This is a genomic window from Streptomyces rhizosphaerihabitans, from assembly GCF_025399795.1.
GTDB lineage: Bacteria > Actinomycetota > Actinomycetes > Streptomycetales > Streptomycetaceae > Streptomyces > Streptomyces rhizosphaerihabitans.
The window spans coordinates 49572-63859 of record NZ_JAODTZ010000051.1; the positions used below are offsets into that span (position 1 = coordinate 49572).

Genomic DNA, 14288 nt, shown 5'->3' on the forward strand with positions numbered 1-14288 from the left:
GTCGGCCGGGTGCCGGAGTGGAGGCGGGCCGGGTGTTGCCCCTGGTCCCGGGACCGACACCGGCCGGGTGTTGCCCCTGGTCCCGGGACCGACACCGGCCGGGTGTTGCCCCTGGTCCCGGGACCGACACCGGCCAGGCGTTGCCCCTGGTCGGAACCGGCGTCGGCCGGGTGCCCTCGTTCCGGGAGTGACGTGGCGGGATGTTGAGCGCTCCGCCCCGCTCCGTCACCGCGACAGGGCGTCCCGCACCGCTTCGTCCGTGCGGCCCACCAGCGCCGTCCCGTCGTCCGCGGTGATGATCGGCCGCTGGATGAGCTTCGGGTGCTCGGACAGTGCCTTGATCCACCGGTCCCGTGAACCGGCGTCCCGCGCCCACTCCTTGAGTCCCAGTTCCTTCGCGTCGGCTTCCTCGGTCCGCGTGATGTCCCACGGTTCGAGGCCGAGGCGGGCGAGGACGTCGCGGATCTCGTCCTCGCCGGGCACGTCCTCCAGATAGCGGCGGACGGTGTAGTCGGCGCCTTCGGCGTCGAGCAGGCCGATCGCGCTGCGGCACTTCGAACAGGCCGGGTTGATCCAGATCTCCATGCCGCACACGTTACGGGGGACACCTTCGTACGCTGCCGTCACGGCCCTCCCGAAGGCCTCGTGGCCAGCGGCTTTTGTCAGTGCCCGGCGGTAGAATAGAAGCAGTGTTCGAGGGTGTCGCCGGGCGGTCCGGACGGCGCCCTGACCGCGACAGGAGGATGCCTGTGCCCGCTGCCGCACTGAAGCCGCTGCCCACTCAGTCCACATCCAAGAGGGCGGTCCTGCTGGATCTGCCGTACGAGCCCGTGGAGAAGCGCCCGCTGCCGCCGGGGCGCCCCCGCGACTGGTACGTCACGCACAACCGCCGGCTCAAGGCGATGCGACTCGCCATCGCTCTGCTCGACTCCGGTGTGTACGTGCCGAACCAGGCCCGCAACGAGAAGATCCGCAGCACCGCGGAAGTCATCGGCGTTCACCCGCCGTCGGACATCACGTGCCACATGGTGCGTGCGCTGATGAGGTACGCGCGTTGAGGAGTTGAGCGCGCCGGTTCACCGGTGCCGGGTGACCCCGCCCGCCGCGGAGCCACCCGGCACCGACCTCGCCACCAACCCTGACCTTGGCCCCGATCCTGGCCCTGCCCCCGACTTCGGCACCGGCCCCGACTTCGGCACCGGCCCCGACCCGACGCCGGCCCCGACCCGACGCCGGCCCCGACCCGACGCCGGCACCCCTTCGGAACAGGCCCCGGCGCAGACCGGGACCCGTCGGCAACTCCCGCTCCCGTACCGGTCGTCACCCCCCTGGCAACTCCCGTCACAGGGGGTCACCCCGCCGACAGCTCCCGTTCCAAGGGGGTCCGGAAGCGTGGCGTGACCCGGGTCCGACCGACCCAGGTCTGAAGGCGCTCCGCCTCCGCCGAGATCGCGGCCCGTGCCTCGCGGCCGACAGCCTCGGTGTCCAGCAGCCGCCAGACGACCTCGCCGTCGGGCCGCTGCGCCCACCCCCCGACCACCCGTCCGTCCCACCACACCGTCGGCCCGACATTGCCGCTGCCGTCGAAGAGGGCGGGCCGCAGGGACGGTCCGAGATACCAGTCCCGCTCCTGCCGGCTCATGGGCGTCGGATCGAGGCCCGGCAGCAGCACGGCCCAGGGCGCGTCCGGCCCGTCGACCGGGCCCTCGTCGCCCGCCGCCACGTACCCCGTGACCCCGCCGTCGAGCGAGACGGCCACCGCACCGATCGCGGCCAGCGTCCGCCGTACGTCGGTGACCTTCCACCCCGTCCACCACTTCAGGTCGGCCTCCGTGGCGGGCCCGCACGCCGTGAGCCAGCGGCTCAGCAGCTCGGACCGGGCCTCGGCGGGCGGGAGCCGAGGATGCGGCGGCGCGACCGCCCAGCGGAACTGGCTCGACGTCCAGGAACCGAGCGGGCGCCCCCGCACCACCCGGCCCTCGACGCCCAGCACCCGCATCAGCCGGGACGACACGGTCTGCGGGCTCTCATAGCTCTTCCCGGCTCCGTAGACGAACTGCTCCTTCAACCGCGGCTCGTCCCGGGTGAGTTCGTTCACCGTTGCCTGTCCGCGCCGGGCCAGCGCGGCGAGCGCGGACGCCTCGACCTCATCGAGCCACTCCTCGGTCAGCCGGCCGTCGCTTCCGGTGGCGATGTCCTTGACCAGCCCGGCACGGGCCTTCGCGGCGATGTCGAGCCCCGTCGAGGCATGCACGACGGCGGCCAGCCCGGTGGGGAACACGAACACGGTGTGCCGCATGCCGTGCATCCGTACGAGTGACCGGTCCTCGTACAGCGCCCGGTCGACCTGCGCCACCGTCCCCCCGGCGTCCGCGAGCCGTGCGCCCACCGCCAGATACACCGTCGCCGGGTCGGTGCCGTGCAGCGCGACCAGGGAGTCCGCCACCTCCTCGGGGGTCGCGGCCCGAGCGGCGTCCGCGAGCCGCTGCCGCAGCCCGAGCCGTGCCCGTCGCTCCGCCACCCCGATGTGCCGCGGCTTCCCCGTCACGTCGCCTCCGTCCGGTCGCCTCGTACTCCGCGCTCCCTGCTCGGCGCTCCCCATCCTCTCGGACAGCCGCCCGTCACAGGACGAGGCTCACCCGTTCGACGTAGCCGGGCATGCGGCGGCCCTGCCCTCGGCCTTGACTGGGGCCACCGCGACGAAGCGGAATCCGGAAAGGCGAACCAGGACCACGTGGGGAGAGACGATGCATCAGAGGAACGGCATACGAGGACCGGTCCGACTGATCCTGGCCGTGTTCGTGGTGGCGGCCCTGGCCACGCAGCTGGCCGCCTGTTCGGACGACAGCAGCCCCTCCGACACCGCCTCCAAGGCCGCGTCCGCGGTCTCGCAGGCCGCGTCCGCCGCCACCCAGGCGGGTGACGCCCTCGCCTCCGCGACCGCCGAGGCCGGCCGGAAGTTCGACGAGTTCAAGGGCGGCGTGGACGCCAAGGACGAGGTGAAGCTCGACGGGAACGCGAGCCCCGACTCCGATGGGCGGGCCACGGTCAAGGTGACCGTCACCAATCCCACCTCCTCGGCGAAGTCGTACGTCGTCCAGGTCGACTTCCGCGACCAGAGCGGCAACCTGCTCGACACGACGGTCGTGACGGTGAACGACGTCGCGGGGAACGGTTCCAAGGACGCCACCGCCCGCAGCAACCGTTCTCTCACCGGCGACGTCAAGACCACCGTCGCCCGAGCAGTAAGGCACTGACCGCCGTGCTCCGCAACAGCGTCACGGCCACCTCGGCGGACCGGGCCGCCCGGGGCCGGGCCGCCCGAAAGAGGGTCTCCCGTTCCGCGCACGGCACCTGGATCCCCGCCGCCGACCGACCCGATCCGGTCGGCCTCCTGCAACAGCAGGGCAGGGAGCGGCTTCCGGAACTGCTGCCGATCCGGTACGCACGGATGGCGGCGTCACCGCTCGCGTTCCTGCGCGGGGCCGCCGCCGTCATGGCGGCCGACCTGGCCGCCCAGCCGCACACCGGGCTCACCGTCCAGCTGTGCGGCGACGCCCACCTGCTGAACTTCGGCCTGTACGCCTCCCCGGAACGCTCCCTGCTCTTCGACCTCAACGACTTCGACGAGACCTTCCCCGGCCCCTTCGAGTGGGACGTCAAACGCCTCGCGGCCAGCGTCGCGGTCGCGGCCCGGGAGAACGGGCACAAGGAGGAACACGTCTTCGGCGCGGCACGAGCCGCCGCCGGGCAGTACCGCGAGGTGGTGCGACGGCTGGCCCGGCAGGGCGAGCTGAGCGTCTGGTACCAGCACATCGACGCCGATCTGCTGCTGCCTCTGGTCCGCTCGGGGCGACAGCGCCGACGGGCCGAGGCGACACTCACCCGGGCCCGCCGCCGCACCAGCCTGCAGGCGCTCGGCAAACTCACCGAGACCGTCGACGGACGCCGCCGTATCGTCCACGACCCGCCCCTGCTGGAACCGGCCGGATCCCTCGACACGGCCTCGCTCCGCAAGATCTTCAGTGACTACCGCTCCACGCTCCCCGAGGAACGCCGCCTGCTCCTCGACCGCTACCGGTTCGTCGACGCGGCCCGCAAAGTCGTCGGGGTCGGCAGTGTCGGCACCCGCTGCTTCATCGTGCTGCTCGCCGGGCGGGATGCCGACGACCCGCTGTTCCTGCAGATCAAGCAGGCGGGACGGTCCGTACTCGAAGAGCATCTGCCCAGCGGCCCGTACGTCCATCCCGGGCGCCGGGTCGTCGCGGGGCAGCGGCTGATGCAGGCCGCCGGTGACATCTTCCTCGGCTGGACCACCGGCCCCGAGGGGCGGGCGTTCTACTGGCGCCAACTGCACGACATGAAGGGGTCCGCGGACATCGCCGGCATGAGTCCGGGCGAACTGCGCGCCTACGCCCGGCTGTGCGGCACCGCCCTGGCCCGCGCGCACGCCCGCTCCGGCGACCGGATCGCGATCGCCGCCTATCTCGGCGGCGCCGACACCTTCGACCGCGCCGTCGCGGAGTTCGCACTACGTTACACGGGCCGCAACGCCACCGACCACGCGGCACTGGGCGCGGCGGTGATGGCGGGCGTGGTCCCGGCAGCCCCGGGCGTGTGAGACCCCGTTCGGAACTCCTGTCGGACTCCTGCCGCCGTCAGGAGTTCCGGACGGTGACAGGAGTTCCGGACGGTGACAGGAGTCGGATACGGCGTCATCCTTCGCGCCCCGCGCGGCCGTTCAGGCGCCGGCGGCTGTCCGGACCGGGTCGCCGAGTCCGGTGAGGGCGAGGTCCACGAGCCGCTGCCGGTCCTCGGCGTGGTCGCGGAACCAGAGGCCCAGCAGATGATCGGCGTCGGGCAGTTCGAAGCGGGTGAAGCGGGCGCGGGCGGTGAGCGCGTCCGCGACAGCCTCCGTCACCGCGGGCGGGATGACCGCGTCCGCGGCGGGTACGGCGAGTACCGCGCGCCCCTCGTACGCCCGCAGTACGTCGAGCGCGGGAGCCCGCCGCCAGCTGTCCGGGGTACGGATGATCCGGCTGAAGCGGCTCTGCGCCGCTTCGGCGCCGTCCTGCCGGGAGGTGCCCTCCGCGTCCTCGAACGGAACCGGCCAGGCCTCGGCGGCGTACACCGCGGGCGCGCACAGCACGAGCGCCACCGCGCGTTCCCCGTAGTGCCGCGCGAGATCGGCCACCGTCTGGCCGCTCATGCTGAACCCGACGAGGATCAGCGGGGCACCCGCCGGAACCGTCGCGTCGATCACCGACACGGCCTGCTCGAAACGCCGCCGAAGGCTCAACTCGCCCAGTTCGCCGGTGCTTTCACCGTGTCCGGAGAAGTCGAAGGCGAGCCCCGCGCAGCCTCGCGCGGCGAAGTCGTCGAGCAGCGGGAGCAGTCGCTCCTTGCTGCCGTTGCCCGCGCCGTGCAGGAGGACGGCGGTGGGCGCGCCGCCACCGGAGTCGTCCCCGCCGCCGCTGACGCAGCTCAGTCGTTCACCGTCGTGGTCGTGTGCGAAGGGAGAGGGCATCCCCTCAATTTACGCAGGCAGACCGCGCCGCTCCTGAGGAGGGTGCGGCGCGTGGGACGTCACCCGGGTGACGGGAGTGACGCGCGAAATCCCTTTCCGGGATGGGTGGTTGACGGGGTCGGACCGTCGGCTCAGGAGGATGCGGGAGCCCCGCTCGCGTCCGGCTTGGTGGTGCTGATCGGCGGCGACGGGACCGCGGCGCCTGCTCCCGACGCGGCCGCGGGGCCTGTCCGGGATGTGGCCGCGGCGTCCGCTTCCGGTGTGGCTGTCGCGCCCGTTGCCGGTGCGGCCGTACCGCCCGCTTCCGGCGTCGCGGCGGTGCCGGCCGCCTTCGCCTGTGCCGCGGCGACCGCTTCGCGCAGCGCGTCCTCCTGCTCCTGGCTCAGTGAGGTCTGCACCAACTGGCCGCCGAACTCGGCGATCTGAGGGATCACCTTGTCTCCGGCCGCCTGCTTGACCAGAACGAACAGTGCGCCGGCGCCCGGCCGCAGGTTCTGGCTGAGATCCTTCATGAATTTGTCGTCGATCCCGGTGTCCGTGATCGCGCCACCGGCGGCACCGGCCGCCGCGCCCACCGCCGCGCCGAGCAGCGGCGCCAGGAAGAGCAGCCCGATCACCCCGCCCCACAGCGCGCCCCCGGCCGCGCCGACGGCCGTGTGGCTGACCGCCTGGTGCAGCTTGATCCTGCCGTCCTCGCTCCGCTCGACGACGACCGCGTCCTCCAGCTCGACGAGATGCTGCTTCGACAGCTCGAACAGTTTGTCGCGCACCCGGCTCGCGGTCGCGACATCGTCGTAGGCGATGACGAACAGATTGCTCATGAGGGGCACCCCTTATGTCGATTCCGTTCGACTTTATAGCGATATGGGATGTGATGCAGTCGGGAGAAATCCGGATGCGTACGGGCGGTCACGCTCCCTACGCCGAAGGCGCGTTCCGGAGCAGCAGCGCACCGCTTCTCGCCGGACAGGCATCAGTTCGCGGTCTCGGGGCTACTCTCTACGCACCGCCGGACGGCCGCCTCCCCCAGCGCCCCGTCGGCACATCCAGAAAGCCGTCAAGGCCTTTTCACTCACGCATACAAGGAGTCCCGTCATGGGCACCTTGATCTTCTCCGCGACCGCGATCCTGGTCGTCATGGGTTTCTCCAACCACACCCTCTGGCTCGCGGCGATCGTCCTGCTCTTCCTGTACGTCCGCTACGGCCGCACCGGGGGGAGCGCGTCCGCCGCGGGGTCCCCGGGCTCCGCCGCACCGGGCTCGGGCGCAGCCGCGGGCCGCACGGACAACAACTACCGGGCGTACCGCGACCGGCGCGACCGCCAGGCCAGGTGGGAACGCCGCTACCGCCGCGAACGCCCCCTCCAGACGCGCCGCCAGGAGCGCCAGAAGCAGGAGTAGAAGCAGAACCTGTCCGGTTCTGGCCCCGGCCCGGGGCGTCACAGTCCCGGGGCACCCCAGATCGGGAACCAGCGGGCGAGGTCCTGCTCGATGCGCAGGTCGTCGACGAGCGCCGCCTTGATCTGGAGTTCCAGCGCGTTGTCGCGCCGCTCACCTTCGTCGCCGAGCGGCGCGAAGGGGTAGAAGGAACCTCGTTTGTAGAGATAGACGAGGTCGAGCCGTCGCTGCCCGCTGTCCTTGAAACCCACCACGGAGCAGAGCAGCTGGGGTCCGAAGCCGGTGCTCTCCAGGGAGCTGTTGACCGCGTGCAGATCGCTCACCAGCGCCGGCAGGTCGTCGGGCGCGCGTCGGGAGACGAGCCACGAGTATCCGTACTCGTCCTTGCCGACTTCCACGGGGGAGCCCGTCCGTCCGGTGTCCGCGTCGAGCAGGGCCTGTGCCTCCTGGTGCGCCTCGGCGAAGGCCGCGCCCTCGGCGGACGCGAAGCACACCGCGCCCGTGCCGGTCGGGGTGAACCCGGCCGCCGCCTGGAGGGTCACGGCCGCCGACGGCAGCCCGAAGAGCTGGTCGAGGTCGGGTGCGGCGGGCTTGCTGCGGCCGAGCAGGATGTCCAGGAACCCCATGCGGTCAGAGGGCCTCTCCGGGAGTCGGTGTGATCGCGTCCGGGACCGCGGGCTCGCCCAGTTCGACGGAGATGCGGGCCAGTTGTTCGAGCCGCTGCTCCAGGCTCGGGTGGGTGGAGAAGAGGTTGGCGATGCCCGGCTGGGCGCCGAGCGCGGGGGTGAAGTAGAAGGCGTTGAAGGCCTGCGCGGTCCGCAGGTCCTTCGTCGGGATCCGGCCGATGTCGCCGGTCACCTTGGTCAGCGCGGACGCCAGTGCCGAGGGGCGGCCGGTGAGCAGGGCCGCGGAACGGTCGGCGGCCAGCTCGCGGTACCGGGAGAGCGCCCTGATCAGCATGAAGCTGATGGCGTACACGGCCGCGGACACCGCCATCACCGCCATGAAGATGGCGACGGTGTTCTGGTCCTTGCGGCCCCGCCCGCCGAAGAGCTGCGAGTAGAACGCGAACCGCACGATCAGCCCGGCGAGCACCCCGAGGAAGGACGCCACGGTGATCACGGCGACATCCTTGTGCGCCACGTGCGACAGCTCGTGCGCGAGGACGCCCTCGAGCTCCGCGGGCTCCAGGCGGCGCAGCAGTCCGGTGGTCACGCACAGCACCGCGTGATCGGCGTTGCGTCCCGTGGCGAACGCGTTCGGCATGTCGATGTCCGACACGGCGACGAGCGGCTTGGGCATGTCGGCCACGGCGCACAGCCGGTCGACGACGCCGTGCAGCTGGGGATACTCCTCCCGCTCCACGATCCGCCCGTGCATGGCGTAGAGCGCGATCCGGTCCGAGAACCAGTACTGCGCGATGAGCAGCCCGGCCGCGATCACCACGACCAGCACCCACGACTTCAGCAACACGATCAACGCGGCGACGAAGGCCACGTACAGCAATCCGAGCAGGAACAGCGTGACCGTCATCCGCACGGTCAGCTGCCGATCGTTCCGGAATCGGCTCTGCATCTCGCACCACCCCGCAGTCAGGCACTCGTCCCGCATTCCATTGTGCGCCTGCGGTTCCCCATGAACAGGTGCCGATCGGCCCCGCGGTGGGCAAAGAACTTCCCTGTCAAGAACCACTTATTTATGCGGAGTGGACGTTACGGCGCCGGGTCAGGACGGGAGCGGGCGGCCTCGGAGTTCTCGCCGGCGGGGAAAGCACACCGGCCGTGCCCTCCCGGAGGAAGGGCACGGCCGGTGGTGTGCGGCCGGAGCGACGGGCTCACCCGTCGGCGACGGGCTTACACGTCGAAGTACAGCTCGAACTCGTGCGGGTGCGGACGCAGCTGGAGCGGCGCGATCTCGTTGGTGCGCTTGTAGTCGATCCACGTCTCGATCAGGTCCGACGTGAAGACGTCGCCCGCGAGCAGGAACTCGTGGTCGGCCTCCAGGCGGTCGAGGACGGCCGGGAGCGAGGTCGGGACCTGGGCGACGCCCGCGTGCTCCTCGGGAGCCAGCTCGTAGAGGTCCTTGTCGATCGGCTCGGCCGGCTCGATCTTGTTCTTCACGCCGTCCAGGCCGGCCATCAGCAGGGCCGCGAACGCCAGGTACGGGTTGCCGGAGGAGTCGGGCGCGCGGAACTCGACGCGCTTGGCCTTCGGGTTCGAGCCCGTGATCGGGATACGCATGGCCGCGGAGCGGTTGCGCTGCGAGTACACCAGGTTGACCGGGGCCTCGAAGCCGGGGACCAGGCGGTGGTAGGAGTTCACCGTCGGGTTGGTGAAGGCGAGCAGCGACGGGGCGTGCTTGAGGATGCCGCCGATGTAGTAGCGGGCCATGTCCGAGAGGCCCGCGTAGCCGGTCTCGTCGTAGAACAGCGGGGAGCCGTTGCTCCACAGGGACTGGTGGACGTGCATGCCCGAGCCGTTGTCGCCGAAGATCGGCTTCGGCATGAAGGTCGCGGTCTTGCCGTTGCGCCAGGCGACGTTCTTCACGATGTACTTGAAGAGCTGGAGGTCGTCGGCCGCGGCGAGCAGCGTGTTGAACTTGTAGTTGATCTCGGCCTGGCCGGCGGTGCCCACCTCGTGGTGCTGGCGCTCGACCTGGAGGCCGGACGCGGCCAGCTCCAGGGAGATCTCCGCACGCAGGTCGGCGAAGTGGTCGACCGGCGGGGTCGGGAAGTAGCCGCCCTTGTAGCGGACCTTGTAACCGCGGTTGTCCTCGAGCGCACCGGTGTTCCAGGCGCCGGCCTCGGAGTCGATGTGGTAGAACGCCTCGTTCTCGGAGGTCTTGAAGCGCACGCTGTCGAAGACGTAGAACTCGGCCTCGGGACCGAAGTACGCGGTGTCCGCGATACCGGTCGACGCGAGGTAGGCCTCGGCCTTCTTGGCCACGTTGCGCGGGTCACGGGAGTACTGCTCGCCCGTGATCGGGTCGTGGATGAAGAAGTTGATGTTGACCGTCTTGTCGCGGCGGAAGGGGTCGACGCGCGCGGTGGACAGGTCGGCGCGGAGCGCCATGTCGGACTCGTGGATGGCCTGGAAGCCGCGGATGGAGGACCCGTCGAACGCGAGTTCCTCGGTCGGGTCGAAGGCCTCGGCCGGGATCGTGAAGTGCTGCATCACACCCGGCAGGTCGCAGAAGCGGACATCGACGAACTTGACGCCCTCGTCCGCGATGTACTTCTTGGCCTCGTCGGCGTTCTGGAACATCCAGCTCCTCCTACTCCCGCCCACAGTGGACCGGGGTGGTAGTTCGTTCGTGCGGCCAGTGCGGTGGCACACGCTGGAGCCGACCATAGGGACGGGGGATTTCTCAAGCGTGACCCATTTGTTTCGCCCAAGTTAACCGACCCGGGTCCTCCCGGCCCCTCCTGTCCGTATGGCAAAACGGGCACAGTACCTTGGGCGGGTGGACAACAGGCAAGCAATCGGATCGTGGCTCTCCGGCCCCCGTGCGGCGGCGGAGGAAGCCGGTGTCGACTTCGGATACCGGGGCGAACAGCTCGGTCTCCCGGAGCACGGACCGGGCTCGATCTCCCGCCCCGGCCGCCGTCTGGGCGCCCTCGCCGTCGACTGGGGCCTGTGCCTCTTGATCGCATACGGGCTGCTCACCGACGGCTACGACCAGGCGACGGGCAACTGGGCCCTGCTCGTCTTCTTCGTTCTCGGCCTGCTCACGGTCGGTACCGTCGGCTTCACTCCGGGCAAGCGCCTGTTCGGTCTGCGCGTCGTCCCCGAGGGCGGCGGCCGGCTGAATCCGCTGCGCGTCCTGGTGCGCACCGCGCTCCTGTGCGTGGCCGTCCCGGCGCTGATCTGGGACCGCGACGGCCGCGGCCTGCACGACCGGCTGGCCCGCACGATCGAAGTCCGTATCTGACACTCGTTTCGCCCCGGGGACGGGGCGAAACGATCCCGCTACGCCGATGGGGCGCCCGGAGAATCTCCGGGCGCCCCATCGGCGTAGAACTGCGTCGGTGCTGCTTGGAACTGCCTGGTTCGCGTGGAACTCGTATCAGGAGGGTCAGCCCTTCGGGCCGCCGCGCGGCATCCGCATGCCCTTGGGCATCGGGCCCTTCGGGAGCGGCATGTTGCTCATGAGGTCGCCCATCGCGCGCAGCCGGTCGTTGGTCGCGGTGACCTGAGGGCCGGCGAGCACGCGCGGCAGCTTCAGCATCGTCGTGCGGAGCTTCTTCAGCTCCACCTGGCCCTCGCCGGTGCCCACGAGAATGTCGTGCACCGGGACGTCCGCGACGATCCGCGCCATCTTCTTCTTCTCGGCGGCCAGCAGGCTCTTCACCCGGTTCGGGTTGCCCTCGGCGACCAGCACGATGCCGGCCTTGCCGACCGCGCGGTGCACCACGTCCTGGCTGCGGTTCATCGCCACCGCCGGGGTCGTGGTCCAGCCCCGGCCGATGTTGTCGAGCACCGCCGCGGCCGCGCCCGGCTGTCCCTCCATCTGCCCGAAGGCGGCCCGCTCGGCCCTGCGTCCGAAGACGATCGCCGTCGCGAGGAAGGCGAGCAGAAGCCCGAGAATCCCGAGATAGACCGGGTGACCGATCAAGAAGCCGATCGCGAGGAAGACACCAAGGGTGAGAATTCCGACAGTCGCGAGTACAAGACCGATCTTGGAATCAGCCTTGCGGGTCATTTTGTACGTCAGAGCGATCTGCTTGAGTCGCCCGGGGTTCGCAGCGTCCGCTGCGGGTTCCTTCCTCGCCATGCCACGAGTCTACGTGGCCCGGGAAGCGCCGACGACGGCAGTACCGGCGGTCGGGACCGCTGCACCGGGGGAGCGGCGGTCGGGAGTACGTCGCTCAGGAGTGCGAGACGGACTCCAGCACGCGCTGCGCCTCGACCCGGTCCTTGGCCCGGCGACGGTCCTCCAGGACGGAGGTCCAGGCGTTGCGGCGAGCGGTGCGCTGCCCGCTGCTCATGAGCAGCGACTCGACGGCACGGAGTGCATCGGTGAACGACGGAATCGCGGTGGCGCGTACGGGCGCGGCCTGCATGATGGAGGTCCCCCCTCGGGATCGGCGGCTCGGACGGGGCGGTGCGTGACGTAGGACCAGGGTCACTGATTGGTGTTACCAGGGCGTGACCGACCGGTCAAACACCAGTGAAGCCTTGATGCGGCGGGTCTTCTTCCTGGGTTGGTCCGTACGGTGTCTTCAACTGCGCGGATGCCGAGGGGGATGTGAACGGCCACTTGTGAAAGCAAGGCCGCTTGTGCCCGGATTCACACAAAAGCGGTGGCACCGAGTGCCACCGCTTTCGTTTCGCAACGTGATCCGTTCGGCGTATCAGACCGCCTGGGAGGCGACGTAGGCTCCCCGCTTCTCGACGGCCATCTGGTACAGGCGCCCGGCCCGGTACGAGGAGCGGACCAGCGGGCCCGACATGACGCCGGAGAAGCCGATCTCCTCGGCCTCCTCCTTGAGCTCCACGAACTCGTGCGGCTTGACCCAGCGCTCCACGGGGTGGTGACGCACGGAGGGCCGCAGGTACTGCGTGATCGTGATGAGCTCGCAGCCGGCGTCGTGCAGCTGCTGGAGCGCCTCGCTGACCTCTTCGCGGGTCTCGCCCATGCCGAGGATCAGGTTCGATTTCGTGACCAGACCGTAGTCGCGGGCCTCGGTGATGACCTTGAGCGAGCGCTCGTAGCGGAAGCCCGGACGGATGCGCTTGAAGATCCGGGGGACCGTCTCGACGTTGTGCGCGAAGACCTCGGGGCGCGAGGAGAAGACCTCGGCGAGGTGCTCGGGCTCGGCGTTGAAGTCCGGGGCGAGCAGTTCGACCTTGGTGCGGCCGGCCTCGCGGCCCGCCGTCTGGGCGTGGATCTGGCGGACCGTCTCGGCGTACAGCCAGGCTCCGCCGTCCTCCAGGTCGTCGCGGGCGACGCCGGTGATGGTGGCGTAGTTCAGGTCCATCGTGACCACGGACTCACCGACACGGCGCGGCTCGTCCCGGTCCAGGGCCTCCGGCTTGCCGGTGTCGATCTGGCAGAAGTCGCAGCGCCGCGTGCACTGGTCACCGCCGATGAGGAAGGTGGCCTCGCGGTCTTCCCAGCACTCGTAGATGTTGGGGCAGCCCGCCTCCTGGCAGACCGTGTGCAGACCCTCGCTCTTCACGAGCGCCTGCATCTTCGTGTACTCGGGACCCATCTTCGCCCGGGTCTTGATCCACTCGGGCTTGCGCTCGATGGGGGTCTGGCTGTTCCGGACCTCCAGGCGCAGCATCTTGCGTCCGTCGGGTGCGACTGCGGACACATCGGCTCCCTGTAACTTCGATTCTTCGGCGTACACCAGGGTACGCCCGTGCGGTTCTCGGCCCCCGAGGTGGGCAACCTTCGGGAGCGGGGGTGCATTCCCGAGGGGTCTGAGCCGTGGAAACACGGGCTCCGGGCCGGTGTGCGTTCCACGACGCGCCGGGTCTAGGCCGGTGTGCGTTCCACGACGCGCGGCTTCAGGTCCGCGTTCGCCAGGATGTCCCCGAGGTGCTTCTCGGCCACCGGGAGGACCTCGGCGATGGTCACGTCGCGGCCCAGCTCGCCCGCGAGGGAGGCGACCCCCGCGTCGCGGATGCCGCACGGGATGATCCGGTCGAACCAGGCGTTGTCCGGGTTCACGTTCAGGGCGAAGCCGTGCATCGTGACGCCCTTGGCCACGCGGATGCCGATCGCGGCGATCTTGCGGTCCTCGCGGCGCTGGCCCGCGTTGGACGGGGCGTACTCCGGGCCGTTGAGCCGCGGGTCGAACTCCTCGTCCGTCAGTCGCGGGTCGAAGTCCAGGGAGAGGCCCCCGAGGGCGGAGGACCGTTCGGCGGGGTCCTTGGTGTCACCGAGGATCCAGACGCCGCTGCGGCCCTCGACCCGGCTCGTCTCCAGGCCGAACTCCGCACACGTACGGATAAGAGCCTCTTCCAGGCGGCGTACATGTGCTACGACGTCCACCGGACGCGGGAGCTTCTGAATGGGGTAGCCGACCAGCTGGCCGGGACCGTGCCAGGTGATCTTGCCGCCGCGATCCACGTCGATGACGGGCGTGCCGTCCAGGGGCCGCTCGCTGTCCGCAGTGCGCCGGCCCGCGGTGTAGACCGGCGGGTGCTCCAGGAGCAGACAGGTGTCGGGGATCTCGTCCAGGAACCGGGCGGTGTGCACGCGACGCTGCTCGTCCCACGCCTCCTGGTACTCGACGGCCTCGGCACCGAATCCCATGCGGACGAACCGCAACTCACTCACGGCAAGCGCCTCCCTCGAAGCTTCCTCGGGCACGTGGTGGTCCCCGTGCGGGGCGCGCGGAGGAACCTTTCGT

At 70.4% G+C, this 14288-nt stretch carries 16 protein-coding genes; 5 read left to right on the forward strand and 11 right to left on the reverse strand.

Annotated elements, in window-relative coordinates; translation table 11 throughout:
* Nucleotides 1-225: 225 nt before the first annotated feature.
* The gene (locus tag N4G66_RS35935; protein WP_261708498.1) at nucleotides 226-585 is read right to left on the reverse strand and encodes an arsenate reductase family protein; all 360 of its coding nucleotides are present in this window, start codon (nucleotides 583-585) and stop codon (nucleotides 226-228) included.
* A gap of 164 nt (nucleotides 586-749) precedes the next feature.
* On the opposite strand from N4G66_RS35935, the gene N4G66_RS35940 reads away from it, so the two are divergent.
* The gene (locus tag N4G66_RS35940; protein ID WP_261708499.1) at nucleotides 750-1058 is read left to right on the forward strand and encodes a hypothetical protein; all 309 of its coding nucleotides are present in this window, start codon (nucleotides 750-752) and stop codon (nucleotides 1056-1058) included.
* Nucleotides 1059-1351: 293 nt separating this feature from the next.
* Here N4G66_RS35940 and N4G66_RS35945 read toward each other — a convergent pair whose 3' ends face one another.
* Complete coding sequence (locus tag N4G66_RS35945; protein ID WP_391858942.1) at nucleotides 1352-2602, reverse strand: winged helix DNA-binding domain-containing protein; 1251 nt, start codon at nucleotides 2600-2602, stop codon at nucleotides 1352-1354.
* A gap of 145 nt (nucleotides 2603-2747) precedes the next feature.
* On the opposite strand from N4G66_RS35945, the gene N4G66_RS35950 reads away from it, so the two are divergent.
* Nucleotides 2748-3257, forward strand: a complete 510-nt coding sequence (locus N4G66_RS35950; RefSeq protein WP_261708501.1) for an FxLYD domain-containing protein — start codon at nucleotides 2748-2750, stop codon at nucleotides 3255-3257.
* Between the two features lie 5 nt (nucleotides 3258-3262).
* The gene (locus tag N4G66_RS35955; RefSeq protein ID WP_261708502.1) at nucleotides 3263-4621 is read left to right on the forward strand and encodes a DUF2252 domain-containing protein; all 1359 of its coding nucleotides are present in this window, start codon (nucleotides 3263-3265) and stop codon (nucleotides 4619-4621) included.
* 120 nt (nucleotides 4622-4741) lie between these two features.
* Here N4G66_RS35955 and N4G66_RS35960 read toward each other — a convergent pair whose 3' ends face one another.
* Nucleotides 4742-5527 (reverse strand): alpha/beta hydrolase, encoded by a 786-nt coding sequence (locus tag N4G66_RS35960; RefSeq protein WP_261708503.1) that lies wholly within the window; start codon nucleotides 5525-5527, stop codon nucleotides 4742-4744.
* Nucleotides 5528-5658: 131 nt separating this feature from the next.
* Nucleotides 5659-6348, reverse strand: coding sequence for a DUF1269 domain-containing protein (locus tag N4G66_RS35965; RefSeq protein ID WP_261708504.1), 690 nt, complete (start codon nucleotides 6346-6348; stop codon nucleotides 5659-5661).
* Nucleotides 6349-6622: 274 nt separating this feature from the next.
* Here N4G66_RS35965 and N4G66_RS35970 point away from each other — a divergent pair, with 274 nt between their 5' ends.
* Entirely contained in the window at nucleotides 6623-6928 is a 306-nt protein-coding gene (locus N4G66_RS35970) for a hypothetical protein (RefSeq protein WP_261708505.1), read from the forward strand.
* 38 nt (nucleotides 6929-6966) lie between these two features.
* Here the strand turns inward: N4G66_RS35970 and pspAB are convergent, their stop codons facing one another.
* From pspAB to glnA, 3 genes are all read right to left on the reverse strand, one after another.
* Nucleotides 6967-7551, reverse strand: a complete 585-nt coding sequence (gene pspAB, locus N4G66_RS35975; protein WP_261708506.1) for a PspA-associated protein PspAB — start codon at nucleotides 7549-7551, stop codon at nucleotides 6967-6969.
* Between the two features lie 4 nt (nucleotides 7552-7555).
* Nucleotides 7556-8500: a zinc metalloprotease HtpX gene (htpX, locus tag N4G66_RS35980; protein ID WP_261708507.1), complete on the reverse strand. Its 945-nt coding sequence runs from the start codon at nucleotides 8498-8500 to the stop codon at nucleotides 7556-7558.
* 278 nt (nucleotides 8501-8778) lie between these two features.
* Nucleotides 8779-10188, reverse strand: coding sequence for a type I glutamate--ammonia ligase (gene glnA / locus N4G66_RS35985; RefSeq protein ID WP_261708508.1), 1410 nt, complete (start codon nucleotides 10186-10188; stop codon nucleotides 8779-8781).
* A gap of 199 nt (nucleotides 10189-10387) precedes the next feature.
* Between glnA and N4G66_RS35990 the strand changes: the two genes are divergently transcribed.
* Nucleotides 10388-10855, forward strand: coding sequence for an RDD family protein (locus N4G66_RS35990; protein WP_261708509.1), 468 nt, complete (start codon nucleotides 10388-10390; stop codon nucleotides 10853-10855).
* A gap of 144 nt (nucleotides 10856-10999) precedes the next feature.
* On the opposite strand, the gene N4G66_RS35995 is transcribed toward N4G66_RS35990, so the two are convergent.
* The 4 genes from N4G66_RS35995 to lipB all read right to left on the reverse strand — a co-directional run bounded on the left by N4G66_RS35995 (nucleotide 11000) and on the right by lipB (nucleotide 14215).
* On the reverse strand, nucleotides 11000-11698 hold the full coding sequence (locus tag N4G66_RS35995) for a DUF4191 domain-containing protein (protein ID WP_261708510.1): 699 nt from the start codon (nucleotides 11696-11698) through the stop codon (nucleotides 11000-11002).
* Nucleotides 11699-11792: 94 nt separating this feature from the next.
* Nucleotides 11793-11987 (reverse strand): SCO2195 family GlnR-regulated protein, encoded by a 195-nt coding sequence (locus N4G66_RS36000; RefSeq protein ID WP_103553051.1) that lies wholly within the window; start codon nucleotides 11985-11987, stop codon nucleotides 11793-11795.
* A gap of 291 nt (nucleotides 11988-12278) precedes the next feature.
* A complete protein-coding gene (gene lipA / locus N4G66_RS36005) occupies nucleotides 12279-13244 on the reverse strand; it encodes a lipoyl synthase (RefSeq protein WP_261708511.1) in 966 nt (321 codons plus the stop codon).
* A 164-nt stretch (nucleotides 13245-13408) separates the two neighbouring features.
* Entirely contained in the window at nucleotides 13409-14215 is an 807-nt protein-coding gene (lipB, locus tag N4G66_RS36010; RefSeq protein WP_261708512.1) for a lipoyl(octanoyl) transferase LipB, read from the reverse strand.
* Nucleotides 14216-14288 lie beyond the last annotated feature (73 nt).

Excerpts from the sequence above, each read along its gene's own strand:
- N4G66_RS35935 (WP_261708498.1), bottom strand. The coding sequence starts at position 585 with ATGGAGATCTGGATCAACCCGGCCTGTTCGAAGTGCCGCAGCGCGATC.
- N4G66_RS35945 (WP_391858942.1), bottom strand. The coding sequence starts at position 2,602 with ATGGGGAGCGCCGAGCAGGGAGCGCGGAGTACGAGGCGACCGGACGGA.
- N4G66_RS35950 (WP_261708501.1), top strand. The coding sequence starts at position 2,748 with ATGCATCAGAGGAACGGCATACGAGGACCGGTCCGACTGATCCTGGCC.
- N4G66_RS35960 (WP_261708503.1), bottom strand. The coding sequence starts at position 5,527 with ATGCCCTCTCCCTTCGCACACGACCACGACGGTGAACGACTGAGCTGC.
- N4G66_RS35965 (WP_261708504.1), bottom strand. The coding sequence starts at position 6,348 with ATGAGCAATCTGTTCGTCATCGCCTACGACGATGTCGCGACCGCGAGC.
- N4G66_RS35970 (WP_261708505.1), top strand. The coding sequence starts at position 6,623 with ATGGGCACCTTGATCTTCTCCGCGACCGCGATCCTGGTCGTCATGGGT.
- pspAB (WP_261708506.1), bottom strand. The coding sequence starts at position 7,551 with ATGGGGTTCCTGGACATCCTGCTCGGCCGCAGCAAGCCCGCCGCACCC.
- htpX (WP_261708507.1), bottom strand. The coding sequence starts at position 8,500 with ATGCAGAGCCGATTCCGGAACGATCGGCAGCTGACCGTGCGGATGACG.
- glnA (WP_261708508.1), bottom strand. The coding sequence starts at position 10,188 with ATGTTCCAGAACGCCGACGAGGCCAAGAAGTACATCGCGGACGAGGGC.
- N4G66_RS35995 (WP_261708510.1), bottom strand. The coding sequence starts at position 11,698 with ATGGCGAGGAAGGAACCCGCAGCGGACGCTGCGAACCCCGGGCGACTC.
- N4G66_RS36000 (WP_103553051.1), bottom strand. The coding sequence starts at position 11,987 with ATGCAGGCCGCGCCCGTACGCGCCACCGCGATTCCGTCGTTCACCGAT.